Annotated in this window: 11 protein-coding genes; 7 read left to right on the forward strand and 4 right to left on the reverse strand. The window is 38.3% G+C overall.

Translation table 11 applies throughout. The annotated features are described in order from the left end of the window. Window positions 1–12 precede the first annotated feature (12 nt). On the forward strand, window positions 13–1,224 hold the full coding sequence (locus tag GFU89_RS19660) for a winged helix-turn-helix domain-containing protein (RefSeq protein ID WP_318848740.1): 1,212 nt from the start codon (window positions 13–15) through the stop codon (window positions 1,222–1,224). 88 nt (window positions 1,225–1,312) lie between these two features. Here GFU89_RS19660 and GFU89_RS19665 read toward each other — a convergent pair whose 3' ends face one another. Together GFU89_RS19665 and GFU89_RS19670 are read right to left on the reverse strand one after the other, a co-directional pair. Then, entirely contained in the window at window positions 1,313–2,821 is a 1,509-nt protein-coding gene (locus GFU89_RS19665) for an adenosine kinase (protein WP_318848741.1), read from the reverse strand. Window positions 2,822–3,153: 332 nt separating this feature from the next. Then, window positions 3,154–4,071, reverse strand: a complete 918-nt coding sequence (locus GFU89_RS19670; protein WP_318848742.1) for an SRPBCC domain-containing protein — start codon at window positions 4,069–4,071, stop codon at window positions 3,154–3,156. A gap of 216 nt (window positions 4,072–4,287) precedes the next feature. On the opposite strand from GFU89_RS19670, the gene GFU89_RS19675 reads away from it, so the two are divergent. After that, window positions 4,288–5,292 carry a GlxA family transcriptional regulator gene (locus GFU89_RS19675; protein ID WP_318848743.1) on the forward strand — a complete coding sequence of 335 codons (1,005 nt, stop codon included), beginning with the start codon at window positions 4,288–4,290 and terminating at the stop codon, window positions 5,290–5,292. Window positions 5,293–5,327: 35 nt separating this feature from the next. Here the strand turns inward: GFU89_RS19675 and GFU89_RS19680 are convergent, their stop codons facing one another. Both GFU89_RS19680 and GFU89_RS19685 read right to left on the reverse strand, forming a co-directional pair. Beyond that, window positions 5,328–6,248 carry a helix-turn-helix transcriptional regulator gene (locus GFU89_RS19680; RefSeq protein ID WP_318848744.1) on the reverse strand — a complete coding sequence of 307 codons (921 nt, stop codon included), beginning with the start codon at window positions 6,246–6,248 and terminating at the stop codon, window positions 5,328–5,330. 495 nt (window positions 6,249–6,743) lie between these two features. Beyond that, the gene (locus tag GFU89_RS19685; RefSeq protein ID WP_318848745.1) at window positions 6,744–7,655 is read right to left on the reverse strand and encodes an SDR family oxidoreductase; all 912 of its coding nucleotides are present in this window, start codon (window positions 7,653–7,655) and stop codon (window positions 6,744–6,746) included. A gap of 194 nt (window positions 7,656–7,849) precedes the next feature. Between GFU89_RS19685 and GFU89_RS19690 the strand changes: the two genes are divergently transcribed. From GFU89_RS19690 to GFU89_RS19710, 5 genes are all read left to right on the forward strand, one after another. After that, window positions 7,850–8,308 carry a hypothetical protein gene (locus tag GFU89_RS19690; protein ID WP_318848746.1) on the forward strand — a complete coding sequence of 153 codons (459 nt, stop codon included), beginning with the start codon at window positions 7,850–7,852 and terminating at the stop codon, window positions 8,306–8,308. 105 nt (window positions 8,309–8,413) lie between these two features. After that, the gene (locus GFU89_RS19695) at window positions 8,414–9,499 is read left to right on the forward strand and encodes an efflux RND transporter periplasmic adaptor subunit (RefSeq protein ID WP_318848747.1); all 1,086 of its coding nucleotides are present in this window, start codon (window positions 8,414–8,416) and stop codon (window positions 9,497–9,499) included. 15 nt (window positions 9,500–9,514) lie between these two features. Next, a complete protein-coding gene (locus GFU89_RS19700) occupies window positions 9,515–12,676 on the forward strand; it encodes an efflux RND transporter permease subunit (protein ID WP_318848748.1) in 3,162 nt (1,053 codons plus the stop codon). Continuing rightward, entirely contained in the window at window positions 12,669–14,138 is a 1,470-nt protein-coding gene (locus tag GFU89_RS19705) for a TolC family protein (protein ID WP_318848749.1), read from the forward strand. Before GFU89_RS19700 ends, GFU89_RS19705 begins: the two co-directional genes overlap by 8 nt. An 868-nt stretch (window positions 14,139–15,006) precedes the next feature. Then, window positions 15,007–17,961 (forward strand): SusC/RagA family TonB-linked outer membrane protein, encoded by a 2,955-nt coding sequence (locus GFU89_RS19710; protein ID WP_318848750.1) that lies wholly within the window; start codon window positions 15,007–15,009, stop codon window positions 17,959–17,961.

The raw sequence follows: 17,961 nt of genomic DNA on the forward strand, positions 1-17,961 counted from the left end.
TGAATTTAACATATGGAAAAGAAGTTGTCATTGAAGCACTTAAAGCTTACAACATTAGATCGTCAGGGATTAACACAAAATACACCGTTCGGAACCGGAAAAGAAGCAGTTCTGAATGCATTGAAGCATCTTGGATACCTACAGATTGATACACTTTCTATGGTGGAACGCGCCCATCATCATACGCTTTGGACGAGAATCCCAGACTTTCAGGCAAATTATCTGGAAGAACTAGTAGAAGAACGTCAGGTATTTGAATATTGGTTTCATGCTGCATCCTATCTTCCTATGCAGGATTTCAGGTATGTTTTGCCCCAAATGCTGAGCATCAAACGGGGAGAATCCCGTTACTACAATGCAGACCCGAAAGTAATGGAATATGTCACAGACACCATCCGCAATGAAGGTCCTAAACGGGCAAGAGATTTCGAAAATGAAAGCCATAAAACAGGAACCTGGTGGAACTGGAAGCCAGCAAAACTAGCTCTTGAAAGGCTTTTCATGCAGGGAGACCTGATGATCAGCGGACGTTCCGGTATGCAGAAAACATATGATCTGGCTGAAAGAGTCTTGCCATCTTCCATTGATACTACGGAACCGACTCTATTTGAGCTGGCGGAATATTTGGTAACAACCAATCTGCGCGCTTATGGATTTACTACGGTAAAACAAATTACCCATCTTCGTAAAGGAACTGACCTTAAGAAAAATGTCAATGAAGTATTGCAGAATATGTTGGAAGAAGAGAGAGTTTCGAAAGTTAAGGTTGATGGAGGAAATTCTGTTTTTGTTCAAAATGATCTGCTGGAAAAAACCTTTGATCAGACAGACTCCAATGTATGGCTGCTGTCACCGTTTGATAATTCTATTATTCACCGTGACCGGATCAAGCAGATTTTTGATTTTGATTTCCGATTGGAATGCTATACTCCAAAAGAAAAAAGACAGTATGGCTATTTCTGCCTACCGATCCTTTTCGGTGATCAGTTTATCGGAAGGGTTGACTGTAAAGCGCACAGAAAGGAAAAAAAGTTTGAGCTTATCCATTTGCATATTGAAAACCATACTATAGCTCCGGAAGTATGGCTTACACCCTTTGTAGAAACTGTAAAACGTTTTGCTGTCTTCAATGGCTGTGAATCGCTAATGCTGACCAAAGTAAGTCCTTCAAAATTAGGTTCTATGGTAAAAAAGGAATTATCCAGATTAAAGTTTAAAAAATAGCTTCCTTTGATTATATATTCTTCTATTAAAAGACAAATCGCATTATTAAGTCAATAATGCGATTTTATTTTTTTCAGGAAAGCCCCAATTAATTCAATTTCTGATTTGTTTTCTGGACAAAATCATTCCATTGCTGATTCAGATAGATTAGTGATTTCTTTTTCTCATTTTCATTCAGAGAAGAATAATTAATGGAGTTTAAAACCAATTTTTTCAACGCTTTTACGTCCAGTTCCCAATACACCAATGCTACCCAAAAATCGTAGCTAAGACCTGTATATCCGTATACTGATGGATCATCACTGCTGATGGAACACTGTATTCCATTGCTCATTAATACTCTGGCAGGATGGTTTCTAAAGTCACTTACATACCCCAGGACCTGATTACTGATGGGACTTACTTCAACCAGTTTATTCTGCTTTCTGATCTGCTCCATTGTTTTTGGAAAATAAATAAGATTCAGTCCGTGACCAATTCTTTTGTTGTTTAATAAAGCAACATCCAGAACATTTTTATTCAGGGCAGAGTTACTTTCTCCGGCATGAAGGAAAAGAGGAAGTTCCACGCCGTACTTTTTATTAAGCTCGTTCAGTTTTGCCCAGTTTTTCTCAAAAAAACTGATGTTATGTCCTGCAGCTTCATCTGCTACAAGGTCAAAACCTGAAATCATATCCGGAAATTCTTTCTTCATCTGAAATGCTGTTTCCAGCTGTTTTCCGATACTTTCATTATCCAGGAATTTAAAGCTTGAATAGATCAGTTTCAGAGTGAACTGAGGATCAGACTTGTGTACTTCTTTAAGAATATCCTGCAGATCAGTGATGGAAGTATTCAAAGGGTATTTCCCGTGCTGGAAATCATAAAGCTCATCAAAAATATATCTGATTTCTACATGCTGTACTTTATCTTTGATCAAATCCTGGAATCCTTTCAAATAATATTCTTTAAAGAAAGGACGATAAGGAAGCAACAGATTGATACGCTTAAAACGTTTTTCAAATTCAATCCAATAATCTGTGTAAGAACATAGATTATCACGTTTCAGAGTAAGAAGATCTTGCAGTTCTTTTTCAAAATCCGGGTTTGAGCTCAGTTTTTTATCAAGACTGACAAATCCGTTCGGCACTTTTCCTTTTTCAAAAAAAGCCAGCTGTCCGAAAATGAACTGATCATTATCTTTCTGATCGTAAACGTAGCATTCCTGGTATTTTCTGGCAGCCGAAATGATCCATTTCACTTCCGTTATTCCTCCGCTGTGGGTATGCAGCAATCCTCCTTTCGGCATGTTCTGTAAGACTTCATACAGCTTACTGCCTTCTATTAATGATTTTATTTCATAAAAAGAACTGTTGTATAAAGATATTTTTTTGGATTCTGTTTCACTCAGAAACTGCTTACGCACCTGAAATATCTTTTTATCCAAAGCTGTTTCAGCATCAGACAGTTTTATATCAGCATCAAATGCCATATCCTGATTTTCTTTCTCTGACGATTTCCAATTCTGCTGGTAAGCAGATATTTCGGTCACTTTATTTTGTCCCCAAAACAAAGGTGCTCCCAAAAGTGCTATATAAGTAAGGTATTTTTTCATCATACTATTGGTGTGGTTTTCTACAATTGTTATCCTTTATCGCCCTTGATAAAGAATTGTGCAGATAAATAATTACCAAAAATATAATTAATTTTTCTGTAAAAGAACACCAATTTCATTAAGAATGATGAGAATTATCAATTTTTTAAATTTCAGAAACAGTTTTTCAGAGTCCGCAGCCAATGCAATTCACTGAGTTACAAAAACAATCTTACTTTAAAGGCTGCCTTACCTGAAAGACAGCCCTATTTTATTATTTTTTTATCAAAACGATAAGAATCATCTATTTTTATACATCCTGACAATCCGGAATAAGATAATTATTGAGTAGATCATTAATTTATTTTATCAAAATCCGGATAAGGAAAGCCCTTTCCGATTTCGCAGAGAGATTTCAAGCTTCTGAAAAATAAGGCCCAGTCGAAACTGCAGGATGCAAATTCTGAATTGTAAAATTTCCAGCCATCATGATGGAATAATAAAATACAGCCTTTCTTATGCGGTTCCAGTTCAAAAGTAAGAGTTGTGCCAATCCAATCTTCAAATCCTTTGACGCAAAGCCATTTCACCAGACTATAAGGTTTCAAATCTATCACTTCCATATTTTTAAAATAATCAGGACCAAAACCAAACCTTAATATACTCCCAATCTCAGCTTTGGCTTCCGTATCCGGAGTCCACCATCCGGCTAATCCTTCCTGGGTAGTGATAGCTTCATATACTTTTTCCACTGGTACGGTAATGAGCAATCTATGATAAATGCTTTTCGTATCTGTGTTTATTTCCTGGTGATCAGGTGCTGAAAAATCTTCTTTGGGAGTTGCCTTACCCTGCCCTGTTGTGATAAGAGATTTCAAACTGCCCTGAATATAATGAGTCCAGGCGTCATGACAGACTTCGTAACATTCGCCTTCAGGAACCAGCCCCTGATGGGTAAATATCAATTCTGTTTTCCCCTCTTTTTCATGGATATCAAAAATGATATGAGTGTTTACCCACTCTGTCTTATCTTCAATAAAGTTAAAATCATTATCCAGAACATGCCACACCACTCTGGTATTGGGCTGTAGTTCTGTAATTTTTATCTTACAGCGATGCACATCCCGGTAATGATAGGAAAATTCGCTGTTCAGTATAGAGGTAGATCCTTCAATATTTTCAGACCACCAGCCCCGGACATTATTAATGGCATCAAATATCTGTTGTGGCGTAGCATCAACGGTAATACTTGTTGTAAAATCCTGTGATTTCATAATATTATTTTTTTTAGTGTTCATTTTTACTTTTCTACCATCTTTTCAGATTGTATTATCTTATTTACTTATCCAAAGGTAAGAACATAGAAAGACCTGTAAGGGGTGTAAAATAGACATTATAAGAGGTTGATCCGGACATCTTATTTTTTTATATTTGTATGATACAGATGAGGTTACAACCGGCACAATTTATTCATCTTTAAATTTTGCGATATGAAACATTTAACCATATTAGTTCCCGATGCACAGACAGCTCCCAATACATTATCCTGCATTGTAGGTACCTATCATATTTTTACGGAAGCCAACAGATATTACAGTCACAACAATAAAGATGTAGTATTTACCATAGAACTGGCCGGAGTTTCCCAGCAGTCTGATTTTGTGAATGGTTTACTTACTGTTATTCCACAAAAAAATATTGCAGTCATCCAGAAAACCGATCTGATCGTCATCCCTGCCATTGCTCCGAATTTCACAAAAATAGAAGACCAAAATACAGCACTTGTCCATTGGATATCAGACCAGTATAAAAAGGGAGCGGATGTAGCCAGCATGTGTACAGGAGCTTATATATTGGCTTCTACAGGGCTTCTGGATTCAAAAAGCTGTTCTATCCACTGGAATACGGTTGCTAATTTTAAAAAGCTGTTTCCCAAAGTGAATGTAAGGGCAGAAAAAATCATTACAGATGAACATGGTATTTATACGAATGGCGGAGGCTATTCTTTCTTAAACCTTCTTCTTTATCTGGTTGAAAAATATTATGACAGGCAAACGGCTATTTATTGTTCCAAGATATTTCAAATTGACATCGACAGAGAAACGCAGTCGGATTTCATCATCTTTAACGGGCAGAAATCGCATGGTGATGAAATGATTATCCAGGCTCAGGAATACATTGAAAAGAATTTCTCTGAGAAAATATCCATGGAAGAGCTTTCCAGAAAATTGACGGTCGGAAGACGTAGTTTTGACCGAAGATTTATAAAAGCAACCGGTAATACTCCTCTTGAATATCAGCAAAGGGTAAAGATAGAATCTGCAAAAAAAGAACTGGAAATCTCCCGGAAAACCATCAATGAAGTCATGTATGAAGCTGGATATTCTGATGTAAAAGCCTTTCGTGAAATATTCCGCAGAATTACGGGGTTATCCCCTATCGAATACCGGAACAAATACAATAAAACAGGTATTAAATCCAAACAGCATTATTGATTATAATAATGCTGTCTGAATCTTATTTTTTTATTCTACTGAAAAGAAGTTCTGAACTCCAGCGGAGAAAGCCGGGTTTTATTTTTAAACAGTTTTGTAAAAGACTGCGGATGCTCAAAGCCCAGTTCATAAGCAATTTCACTTACTGAAAGATCTGTCGTAGAGAGTTTTTCTTTCGCTTTTTCAATCAATTTATCATGAATAAACTGCTGAGTGCTTTGTCCGGTAAGAGTCGTCAACAATCGGCTAAGGTAATTGGGTGAGATCCCAAGCTCTTTGGCCGTAAACTGTACAGTGGGCAATCCTTTTGAAATCAAATCATTATCATTGAAATAATCAGATAATAAATTTTCTAACCGGTTCAGAATAGTATGATTGGCTATTTTTCTGGTGATAAACTGCCTTTCATAAAACCTTTCGGAGTAATTGAGCAGTGTTTCAATATGGGAGATGATAATATTCTGGCTGAATTTATCGATCGCCGCATGATATTCCTGTTCAATATTTTCTATAATTCCATTGATGGTAAGCTCTTCTTTTTTTGAAAGAAACAACGCTTCATTCACTGAATAGTCGAAAAAGTCATATTGTTTTATGATTTTCGCCAATGAAGTATTCCACAGAAAATCAGGGTGAATCAACAACATCCAACCGGATTGTTTCTCCTGCAGAGTTGAATTTGCTTCAATTCTGAAAACCTGATTCGGGGAAATAAAAAACAGAGTTCCTTCGTCAAAATCATATTCCTGCTGGCCATATTTCAGCTTGCCATTCATTCCAATTTTTAAAGAAATCTGGTAAAAATCCAGCATCCAGTTGACCTCTCCGATATCCTCAGGCCGTTTAACATCTTTGTAATCAATCACACTGATGAGCGGATGTTCAGGAGGTGGTAATCCTCTTGAACGGTGAAATTCTGTGATGGTTTTTATTCTTTTTGTGACCCGTTGCTCCATACTATAAATTTACAAATTGTTTTACAAGTTATTAAACTACAAGAGACATACACTTTCACGGATGGTGCGGTTAATATCTTATATTTTTTTAAAACTTATGTGAACTTACTCTCCATAAGAATATTCTCTAAATCTACTAAAGTGTTTAAAAGCTTATGTGACTTTTGTGGTTTTATTTACCACAGATCTCACAGATTTTCACAGATGTTTGCGGCTAATGTAGCGCACTATAAAAAATCAAAGATTTTAAAAAGCCTATGTGAACTTACTCTAAGCAAGAATATTCTCTAAATCTACTAAAGTGTTTAAAATTTTGTGACTTTTGTGGATTTATTTCCCACAGATCTCGCAGATTTTCACAGATGTTTGCGGTTAATGTAGCGCACTATAAAAATCAAAGATTTTAAAAAGCATATGTGTACTTACTCTACGCAAGAATATCCTCTAGAGCTAATAAAGTGTTTAAAAACTTTGTGACTTTTGTGGTTCACTATTTTACACCTCTTCATTTTGATAAGCAGCAGCAAATTCTTTTGCAAAATCTGCCAGTTTTACTTTCCCTAAAACAGGTTGATGCTGATTATAATCTTCATACAACATTCCGCTTCCCTGACTTGCCTGTGTTTCTACAAAACCTTTGGCCACCTGTTCATTGAAACCGATATCAAGCCAGTTTTTCAATAATTCCTGGTCTGAAATTACTTTCCACTGCAGATCTGCCTTACCAATTGATTCTCCCAAAGCTTTTGCAATTTCATTAGGAGAAACCTCATCACTGGCCACGTACCGTATCGTTCTTCCATCAAATGGTTTTTCAATTTCCTCAGCTACAGCATCTGCAATATCCAGCGGAGAAACCCAAGGTTCTTTCTGATCGCCACCCCAGTTGGAAATAATAGCACCTTTATTTTTTATGGTAGAGATGAACGAAAACATATTGAAATAAATCCCGACAGGACGAATGAATTTAATCGCAATATCACCCGGCAGCTCCATCAGAATCTGTTCTACATGATGATGAAAAACAATAATGCCCGTCCCTTTATCTGTATGGGCACCAATACTGCTGAGATGGACGATCTTTTTTACTCCTGAGCGCTCCACGGCAGTTTTGTAATGGCGGCCTATTTCACTGATCTTTCCAATAAAATCAATGTTTTTATCAAACATATCTCCTGCCGCTTCCATTGTTTCCATTAAATAAACAATGTCTGCACCTGTAAATGTTTCGGTGAGAAAGTCTGCATCAAACATACTTCCTATAGCGGCTTTTGCTCCCAGCACTTCAATAGCGGCCCTTCTGTCCTCATTACTGCTGATCACTGTTACCGAGTGTCCTTTTTGTACCAATTCTTTTGTAAGTGGTTTCCCGATATTCCCGATCGAACCTGTTAAAACAATATTCATTTCTTTAATTTTTTTGTTGATGTAAAATTCCGAAATGCACGTAAAGAAGATTTCGCCGGATCTATCTTCTTCTTAGCCAAAAAAGACAATTTGTGAAATAGATGTATTTTTTTCAATAAACAAGCTCTTTTTAACACTTTTTTAATCCAGAACGGTTGCACTTATTTTGAAGTTTACCTACCTTTGCCTCTGGGATGCGGAAAAGATTTTATCAATATTTGTACAGCTTGTTGTTTGCTTTGCTTACCGTTTTAGGTTGGTATTATGGGCAAATCCAGCAGTATATCTCAACTGATACTCCTTCCGGTCTTCATTTCACCTCTGACCTTCTGGTTCACGAGAAAAAAAGCATCGAAGAATCTTTTGCATTTCTTAAAAATCAGGAAGCAAATGATGCTTATCATATCAGCCATCCCCGCTACAACAAAATCAGAGCTAATCTTTCTGAAAACGAAAACGAGAATGACGAAAATGTAGAAACATCAGGCTCTACAGAACTTCTGGCACTTTTTAAAGATGGCTTCTGGCATCTGATCTCCGGCTTCGTCACTACATTTCACGACAGACAAATTGCTGTTTCACTCGCTCAAGCAGAGCATTTAAAGCCTTTATATGATGATCTGTATATCCAATACAGGGTCATCAGACTGTGATTTTATAATATTTTTTTCGAAAATTCTTATATGCTTTCAAATTTTGTTTGAGAGCAGGTAACTCTATTTTTTCAATTATAAATTATTATAAAACAATATATTATCATGGTCAAGAAAAGTCTCATGTATATCAACCTGTGCCTTATTTTCTTGTTTGCAGGCTGCCAATCTGAAAAAACAGAAAAAACAGAAGCAGCGTCATTCAACGTTACAAGCCCGCTTATAAAAGATACTTTAGTCAACAAAGATTATGTTGCACAAATCCGTTCTATCAATCATATTGAGCTTCGTGCCCAGGAAAGAGGATACATTCAGTCTATTTATGTGGATGAGGGACAATTCGTTCAGAAAGGACAGCTGCTGTTCAAAATCATGCCTAATCTTTATGAATCTGATGTAAACCGCGCAAAAGCAGAATCCAAATATGCACAGATAGAATATCAGAATACCAAAAACCTTTCCGACAAAAACATTGTTGCCCCACAGGAAATGGCTATGGCTAAAGCAAAGTATGAAAAAGCGCAGGCTGAACTTGCTTCAATGAATACACATTTAAAATTCACAGAAATCCGTGCTCCTTTTACCGGAATTGTAGGAAAATTACATGTCAGAAAAGGAAGCCTTGTGGATGAAGGAGAACTGGTAACTGAGCTTTCAGACAACAGTAAAATGTGGGTTTATTTTAATGTTCCGGAAGCTGAATATCTTAATCAAATGGATGCAAAAAAGGATAGTAATCCCATGCATGTCCGCCTGAGAATGGCCAATGGCAAAGAATTCACACAAGACGGTATTGTACAAACCATAGAATCTGATTTTGACAACGAAACAGGAAATATTGCCTACAGAGCAACATTTCCCAATCCTAAAGGACTGTTAAGATACGGGGAAACCGGAAACATTGTCATTACTTCACCGTATGCCAATGCGATGATGATTCCTCAGAAAGCTACTTTCGAAGAGCTGGAAAAGAAATATGTCTATGTGATTGGCAAAGATAGCAAGGTACATGCAAGAGAAATAAAAGTAGCTGCTGAATTACCACATATTTATGTAGTTGCTTCCGGGCTTGCCAAGGATGACAGAATTCTTCTGGAAGGTCTTAGAATGGTACAGGAAAACCAAAAGATAGGATCAAAATACCAAAAGCCTGATAAAGTGATGTCGAACCTGGATCTGTACGCCGAATAACCCAAAAACAGCATTATGTTTAAAAAAGTAATACACCGACCGGTTTTCGCTATCGTAATATCGGTTGTTATTCTGTTTATGGGAGGTATCGCTATGAAGCAGCTTCCTACCGAGCAGTTTCCTAAAATTGCCCCTACCACAGTAGCTGTGTCTATCGCCTATCCGGGTGCAAGTGCTGACGTACTGGTAAAATCGTCTTTGATTACGATTGAGAATGCCATCAATGGTGTTCAGGGAATGCGCTACATCACTACCGACGCTACAAGTGCCGGAGAAGCTACCGTAAACGTAGTCTTTGATCCCGGAACCGATCCGAACGAAGCAGTAGTTCTGGTAAAAACCAGAGTGGATCAGGTAATGCCTTTACTGCCGGAGCTTGTACAGAAAGAGGGAGTTGTAGTCAACCCGATTCAGCCGAGTATGCTGATGTACGTGAATCTTTACAGTACCAATAAAAGCATGGATGAAAAGTTCCTGTATAACTACTCTATGGTGAATATCATTCCGGAAATTAACCGTATTCATGGAATTGCCAAATCTCAGATTCTGGGAAGCCGAAGATATGCAATGCGTATCTGGCTGAATCCTGACCGTATGCGTGCCTATTCTATTTCTGTAGATGAGGTGATGAAAGCCATTGGCGAGCAAAGTATTATCGGACGTCCGGGAAGAATCGGGCAAAGTTCCGGTATTGCAGCCCAGTCACTGGAATATGTACTGACTTATAAAGGACAGTACAACAAACCGGAAGAATATGAAAATATCATTGTACGTTCTAATGCTGAAGGAGAAAATGTAAAACTGAAAGATATTGCCAAAGTAGAGCTGGGAAGTGAATTTTTTGATATTTATTCCAATCTTGACGGCCATCCTTCAGCCTCTATCGTATTGAAACAAAACTACGGAAGTAATGCCAATGACGTGATCAGAGATGTGAAAGCAAAGCTGGCAGAAATGAAAGGAAATTTCCCCCCTGGGGTTGATTACAAGATCAGTTATGACGTTTCGCAGTTCCTTGATGCTTCTATTGAGCAGGTAATGCATACGTTGAGGGATGCATTTATCCTGGTTGCCATTGTAGTTTTTATCTTCCTTGGCGACTGGCGTTCTACCCTGATTCCAATTATTGCTGTACCGGTTTCTTTGATCGGGACTTTCTTTGTCATTCAGTTTTTCGGATTAACGATTAATCTTGTTACCCTTTTTGCATTGGTACTGGCAATCGGAATTGTTGTTGACAACGCGATTGTTGTTATTGAAGCCGTTCACGCCAAAATGGAAGGAAGCGACATCTCTCCTTATAAAGCGGTAAAAGAAGTAATGGGTGAAATTGCTGGAGCTATTATTGCGATTACTGCCGTAATGGTAGCGGTATTTATTCCGATTTCGTTTATGACAGGGCCTGTAGGTACTTTCTACCGTCAGTTTTCTATTACCATGGCAAGTTCTATTGTTATTTCAGCTGTGGTAGCACTTACCCTGACTCCCGTTTTAGCAGCAATGCTTTTAAAGAACAACCATGGTAAGCCTAAAAAATCTAATATCTTCACAAAATCTTTAGATGCTTTCAACAGCGGTTTTGATAAAGTGACAGGCAAATACGCTTCATTCCTTAGAAAGATTGTGAACCGAAAAATGGTGACATGGGGAATTCTGATTGCTTTCTGTGCAGGAATTTTCATCATCAATAAAGTTCTTCCGGGCGGATTTATTCCGAATGAAGACCAGGGAACCATCTATTCTATTATTCAGACACCTCCGGGTTCTACTCTGGAGCAGACCAATAAAGTTTCCCGAAACTTGCAGAAAATCTGTATGGGAGTTGATGGTGTAGAATCTGTATCATCACTGGCAGGATATGAAATTATGACGGAAGGACGTGGATCTAATGCTGGTACCTGTCTGATTAATCTTAAAAGCTGGAACGATCGTGAGCAATCAGTAAAAGAAATCATGAAGGAGCTTGAAGAAAAGTCAAAAGATCTGGGAGCAACTATTGAATTCTTTGAACCACCCGCTGTACCGGGATTCGGATCTTCGGGAGGTTTCTCTATGAGGTTGCTGGATATGAACAGAACGACCGATTATCAGGAATTTGATAAGGCCAATAAAGACTTTATCGCACAGCTTAAAAAACGTAAAGAACTTTCAGGAACATTTACCTTCTTTGCCGCCAATTACCCTCAGTATGAATTGGTATTTGACAATAATGCTGCGATGCAGAAAGGGGTTTCCATCGGAAAAGCAATGGATAACCTCAACATTCTGATCGGTAGTACCTATGAACAGGGCTTTATCCGTTTCGGACAGTTCTTTAAAGTATATGTACAGTCATCTCCTGAGTTCAGAAGGCTTCCAACGGATATTATGAATCTGTATGTGAAAAATGACCGTGATGAAATGGTTCCTTATTCTGCATTTATGACGATGAAAAAAACTCAGGGACCTAACGAAATTACCCGCTATAATATGTACAACTCTGCTGCCATCCGTGGTCTTCCGGCTGCAGGATATACTACTGCAGCTGCTATTCAGGCAATCAATGAAACTGCGGCAAAAACACTTCCTCACGGATATAAAGTAGCGTGGGAAGGATTGTCTTATGATGAAGCTCAGCGTGGTAATGAGGCCATTTATGTATTCCTTGTCGTTCTTGTGTTTGTGTATCTGGTTCTGGCAGCTCAGTATGAAAGTTTCCTTATTCCGTTTGCTGTACTTTGTTCACTTCCGGTGGGAGTTTTCGGATCTTTCTTATTATTAAAAGCAATGGGACTGGAAAATGACATCTATGCACAGGTAGGACTAATTATGATTATCGGATTATTAGGTAAAAACGCAGTTCTTATTGTAGAATTTGCGGTGAAAAGACGCCAGGGTGGTGATTCTATTCTGGATGCAGCGGTGGAAGGAGCCAAAGCCCGTTTCAGACCGATCCTGATGACTTCATTTGCCTTTATTGCAGGTTTGGTTCCGCTTGTTTTTGCAAGAGGTGCCGGAGCCATCGGAAATCATACCATCGGAGCTTCCTCATTGGGAGGAATGCTGATAGGAACTCTATTCGGAGTTATTGTGATCCCAGGGCTTTACTACATATTTGCCAAATGGTCTGACGGTAAAAAAATGATCAAAGACGAAGATGAATCTCCATTAAGCGAAGACATGATCCATTATGAATAAAAGAAAAATATATCAATATGCAGGTCTGGCAGTCGTCTTATTAAGTCTAACTGCCTGTAAACCTATAGAAATAGCACAACGAACTGAGAACAAAACTGTTCCCGAAAAATATGGTTCAGCAGAAAATGATACCATCAATACCGGAAAACTGAAATGGAATGAATATTTCAGCGACCCTCAACTTCAGGAATTGATCAGCCAGGCTCTTCAGAACAATCAGGAACTGAATATTGTTCTTCAGGAAATTGAAATGTCTAAAAATGAAATCAAAGCCCGAAAAGGTGAATATCTTCCATCTGTAGGTTTAAAAGCCGGAGTCGGAGTAGATAAGGTGAGCCGTTATACCAATATTGGTGCTATGGAGGCCAATACGGAAATAGAACCGGGCAGGGAAATGCCTGAACCTTTGTTCGACTTTGGTGTGGGTGCCCAGGCGAAATGGGAAACAGATATCTGGGGGAAACTTCATAATGCAACCAAAGCTCAGGTACAGCGATATCTTGCCAGCATTGAAGGAAAAAATTTCATGACTACCCATCTGATCTCAGAAATTGCCGATTCTTATTATGAATTACTGGCCATGGATAATGAACTTGTTATTTTAAATCAAAATATTAAGATTCAGAATGATGCATTGGAAATTATCAGGGATTTAAAAAAGAATGCCCGATCCAATGAACTGGCGGTACAGAGATTTGAAGCTCAGGTTTTGAAAACTCAGGGAATGCAGTATGATATCCAGCAAAAAATTGTTGAGACGGAAAACAGAATCAATTTCCTTGTAGGAAGATTTCCTCAGCATGTAGAAAGAAGTCAGAATTCATTTGATTCTGTTGTTCCTCAAGCTGTGTATGGCGGCATTCCGTCTGAACTTCTGGAAAACCGTCCGGATATTAAACAGGCTGAGTACGAACTTGCGGCAGCTAAACTTGACATTAAAGCAGCCAAAGCAAGGTTCTACCCTTCCCTTGATCTTTCTGCAGGAGTTGGGTTACAGGCTTTTAATCCTTTGTATATCATCAAGCCTCAGTCGTTTTTGTTTTCTCTTGCGGGAGAACTTACCGCTCCATTGATTAACAGAAGGGCAATTAAAGCTGCTTATTACAATGCCAATGCTAAGCAGATTCAGGCGGTGTATCATTATGAACAGACTATTTTGGGGGCTTATATTGAAGTTGCAAATCAGCTGTCCAAAATCCATAATCTGGAAAGTAGTGTGAACATCAAATCGAAGGAAGTGGATGCTTTAACCAAGTCGATTGATATTTCCAACGACCTGTTCAAATATGCCCGTGCTGATTATATGGAAGTTTTACTGACTCAGCGTGATGCACTGGAATCTAAGTTTGAGCTGGTGGAAAAGAAAGTAAATCAGCTTAAAGCGAGTGTTGCAGTATACAGAGCTTTAGGCGGTGGCTGGGATCAGGCTCCTTTGGTGGTTCCGGATATTAAGAAAGAATAAATCCATATTTTAATCTTGTTTTCATAAGAAGTCTATCGAAAGGTAGACTTCTTTTTTATAGGTTTTGGCTAAAGCAGATTTTCTCCCATCACAATTCAGAACTCATAATTTATAATTTATAATTCAAACCATCCCTAGCCCTGATAGCAGCGGTTACCCCACAGCAGGCAATGGATTCAGCCAGGTGCGAGGAGTATGAGCGGATAGCAGGATAAGCTCCTAATGCATTTTCTCATGGCTCACAATGCTATAAAATAAATAAAAGTCTACAAAACAAATAGACTTATAGTATTAATTTTAATTTACAGCTTCAGATGCAGCTTTTTTATAATTATTTTAACATTTTACTAAACAACACAAAACACTGATTACCAATTAAATAAATTAATATAATTTTGTAATACTTCAACAGTCTACTAATTTAGTAGGTTAATATGATTTATCTCATACGCTCCTTTTACCGGGGTTCATCAATTATTAAATAATTTTGACCCAGTTAAAAAAAACAAAAACTTTATTCTCATGAATAAGAACCACTTTGATTCTTACGTATGCACCATCTCGGCAACAGCTCCTACACACCATAAGTGCTCTGTAGAGTCCAGCCTTTCACAGCACACCTGTATTTCTCAAGACATGTGCTTTGATATGATGTGCACAATGATGATGTCATAACTTTCTAAGAGATACATTCATTACTGTAGGAATTAAAGCCCAAAAGTTCAAGGCTTCTTTCATCCGGGTATATCTCCTGTAAACTTTAATCTTTCGCTATTGAAATCCTCCCTGAAAAAGGAGGCGGAAAGCTACATTTTTACGGGAAGATCAACAGTAATACACAGTTCAGTTTTAAACCTAGATTAATATAATGAAAAAGAAACAATGTAAACTTGGTGTATTGGCTTTACTCCTATTCGCGGAATATGGCTATGCCCAAACTAAAGACAGCCTTTCCAAAGAAACTTCGATAAAGGAAGTGGTGGTGGTAGCCTTCGGGAAACAGAAAAAAGAAGAAATCACAGGATCTGTACAGTCATTAAAGGCAAAAGACCTGTCTAATCTTCAGAATGGAAATATCCTTCAGGGAATTGGAGGAAAAGTAGCGGGGGTACAGGTAATCTCTTCCGGCCAGCCGGGTTCTCAGCCTACCATCAGAATGAGAGGAATAGGTTCCATCAACGCTTCCAGCGACCCGCTGATTGTATTGGATGGCATCCCTTACAGCGGAAACCTGAACAGTATAGCAGCATCAGATATTGAAAGTATTTCTTTTCTTGAAGATGCTTCTTCTAATGCTTTATATGGTTCCAGAGGGGCCAATGGGGTGATTATTGTGAATACAAAAAGAGGAAAGAGTAAAGGTGTAAGTATTGAAGCCGATGTAAGAACCGGTGTCAATTTCAGATCTATTGAGGATTATTCCGTTTATACTTCTCCGCAGGATTATTATACGGCTTATTATAACAGAGCCAGAATTGGCGAAATCGCAAGACTAAAGCAGCCAGGAGCGGTTCCTTCCGGTGCTAGTCCACATGATGTGGGACTTGCAGCACTGAACAAATTAGGATATAATGTTTATAATACAGCATTTAATCAACTGATTTCAAAAGATGAATCTTTCAATCCGGATGCACAGCTATTGTATCAGGACAACTGGAAAAAACTGCTTTTCAGACCGTCTTTGCGAAGAGAGGCAACCGTTGGTATCAATGCCAATAGTGATCAGGTAAAATCATACACTTCCCTTAATTATCTGGATGATAAAGGGTATTTAATCTCTTCAGGTTTTGAAAGATTCGGGATAAGATCGAATGTAGATTATTCTATTACATCAAAACTGAAGTTGACCAGTGCGTTGTCTTATACTTACAGCAAGCAGGATTTTGGGGAAACAGGAGGCTTTTCCAACCCTTTCCAGTTTGCCAGAAATATTGCTCCTTTCTATCCTGTTTTCCTTAGAGATAACAATTACCAGAGATTGTATGACAACAATGGAAATGCCTTATACGACTATGGAGACGGACAGGGGCCCAACGGAGCAACAAGATCCTATGCCGTTTTTGAAAATCCTGTCGGCAATCTTCAGAAAGATAAGTCTCAGATCGTCAGCAATATCACCAACCTTAACCTTGGTTTAAATTATGAAATCATCAAAGGACTCGATTTCATGTACAACTTCGGAGCCTATCTTGAGAATACCAGAAACCTTCAGTTCGGAAATACGGAAGGAGGAACTTCATCTTCTGTAGGCGGTACTATTTCACAAGGTTCAAATTTTAAATACACCCTGAACCACCAACAATTGCTTACCTATCAGAAAAAACTTGGGAATCATAGCTTCAATCTTCTTGTAGGGCATGAACTGAATAAGATAAAAGATGATGGCTTTTCCGGATCAAAACAACAGCTTTTATTACCTGACTCTCAGTCTTTTGATAATGCCGTGAAAATTACAGATTTATCAGGAAGCGGTTATGAATATGCTGTAGAAGGATATTTCACAAGGTTACTATATAATTATGACGGGAAATATTTCTTCAATGCCAATATCCGTAGAGACGGTTCTTCGGTCTTTTCTCCGGAAAGCAGATGGGGAAATTTCTATGGATTGGGCCTGGCCTGGAATATTGCAAAAGAAGATTTCCTTAAGGACAACAGCGCGATCAATTCTTTAAAATTAAAAGCGTCTTACGGCCAGCAGGGAAATGACAATATTCTTTTAGGAGGCTCCAACAGAGATTATTATGCGTACCAGGATATCTACGGAATTAATAATTTCGGGGACGACAAGCCTGTTCTTTCGCTTAAAAAACAAGGAAATAAGGATTTAAAATGGGAAACCTCCAAAAACCTGAATGCCGGTTTTGAATTGTCACTTTTAAAAAACAGAATAACCCTGAATGCTGATTATTTTGAAAGGAAAGTATCGGATATGATCTATACGCTGCCTCTTCCTCCGTCCAATGCAGGCTCTTATGTGAAATATGGAAATATCGGGGATATGACCAACAGAGGGGTTCAGGCCAATCTAAGTGTGGATATTCTCCGTGGTGATGAATTCCAGTGGAGCTTTTACGCCAATGCTACTCATTATAAAAATAAGATTACAAAATTACCAGCTGAGCAAAGGAATACAGGTTTGGTTTCCGGATTGTTTATCCTTACTGAAAGTGGAGACCGCTACACGTATTTCCTGAAAGAATTTGCTGGGGTAAATCCTGAAAACGGTGACGCTTTATGGTATCGTACTGCAATAAACCCTGTCACTCATCAGGAAGAAAGAACAGTCACCAACAATTATAAGGAAGCTACGGATTATAACACTGGTAAATCAGCCATTCCAAAGGTGTATGGTGGATTCGGAACAGATTTTGGCTATAAGAGATTCAATCTGGCAGTGAATTTTGCGTACCAGTTCGGAGGATATGGATATGATGATATTTACAGAAGCTTATTCCATTCTGACAGCTATGGATCTAACTATTCAACGGATCTGGATAAAACATGGACTCCTGAAAATCCGACTGCAGCGCTGCCGAGAGTAGATCTTACCGCTACAAACCAGAACGGAAATTCAACGCTTTATCTGATTAAGTCGGATTATATCAGTCTTCAGGATGTCACCCTCTCCTATCAACTTCCTGATGGTTTTGCACAGCAGGCAGGTTTATCAGGTCTGAAAATCTATGTAACAGGAAACAATCTGTACCTGTGGTCTAAGAGAAAAGGATATGATCCAAGAGCTTCATTGACAGGAGTTTCTGATGCCTACCGATATTCTCTGCTGTCAAGTGTCTCTTTAGGCTTTAAACTTAATTTTTAA

It is taken from the genome of Chryseobacterium sp. JV558 (assembly GCF_033712365.1).
Taxonomy (GTDB): domain Bacteria; phylum Bacteroidota; class Bacteroidia; order Flavobacteriales; family Weeksellaceae; genus Chryseobacterium.

What these genes read in the sequence shown, in the direction of transcription:
- GFU89_RS19690 (WP_318848746.1), top strand. Translation starts at nt 7,850, where the DNA reads ATGCGGAAAAGATTTTATCAATATTTGTACAGCTTGTTGTTTGCTTTG.
- GFU89_RS19665 (WP_318848741.1), bottom strand. Translation starts at nt 2,821, where the DNA reads ATGATGAAAAAATACCTTACTTATATAGCACTTTTGGGAGCACCTTTG.
- GFU89_RS19660 (WP_318848740.1), top strand. Translation starts at nt 13, where the DNA reads ATGGAAAAGAAGTTGTCATTGAAGCACTTAAAGCTTACAACATTAGAT.
- GFU89_RS19705 (WP_318848749.1), top strand. Translation starts at nt 12,669, where the DNA reads ATGAATAAAAGAAAAATATATCAATATGCAGGTCTGGCAGTCGTCTTA.
- GFU89_RS19710 (WP_318848750.1), top strand. Translation starts at nt 15,007, where the DNA reads ATGAAAAAGAAACAATGTAAACTTGGTGTATTGGCTTTACTCCTATTC.
- GFU89_RS19700 (WP_318848748.1), top strand. Translation starts at nt 9,515, where the DNA reads ATGTTTAAAAAAGTAATACACCGACCGGTTTTCGCTATCGTAATATCG.
- GFU89_RS19675 (WP_318848743.1), top strand. Translation starts at nt 4,288, where the DNA reads ATGAAACATTTAACCATATTAGTTCCCGATGCACAGACAGCTCCCAAT.
- GFU89_RS19685 (WP_318848745.1), bottom strand. Translation starts at nt 7,655, where the DNA reads ATGAATATTGTTTTAACAGGTTCGATCGGGAATATCGGGAAACCACTT.
- GFU89_RS19695 (WP_318848747.1), top strand. Translation starts at nt 8,414, where the DNA reads ATGGTCAAGAAAAGTCTCATGTATATCAACCTGTGCCTTATTTTCTTG.
- GFU89_RS19670 (WP_318848742.1), bottom strand. Translation starts at nt 4,071, where the DNA reads ATGAAATCACAGGATTTTACAACAAGTATTACCGTTGATGCTACGCCA.
- GFU89_RS19680 (WP_318848744.1), bottom strand. Translation starts at nt 6,248, where the DNA reads ATGGAGCAACGGGTCACAAAAAGAATAAAAACCATCACAGAATTTCAC.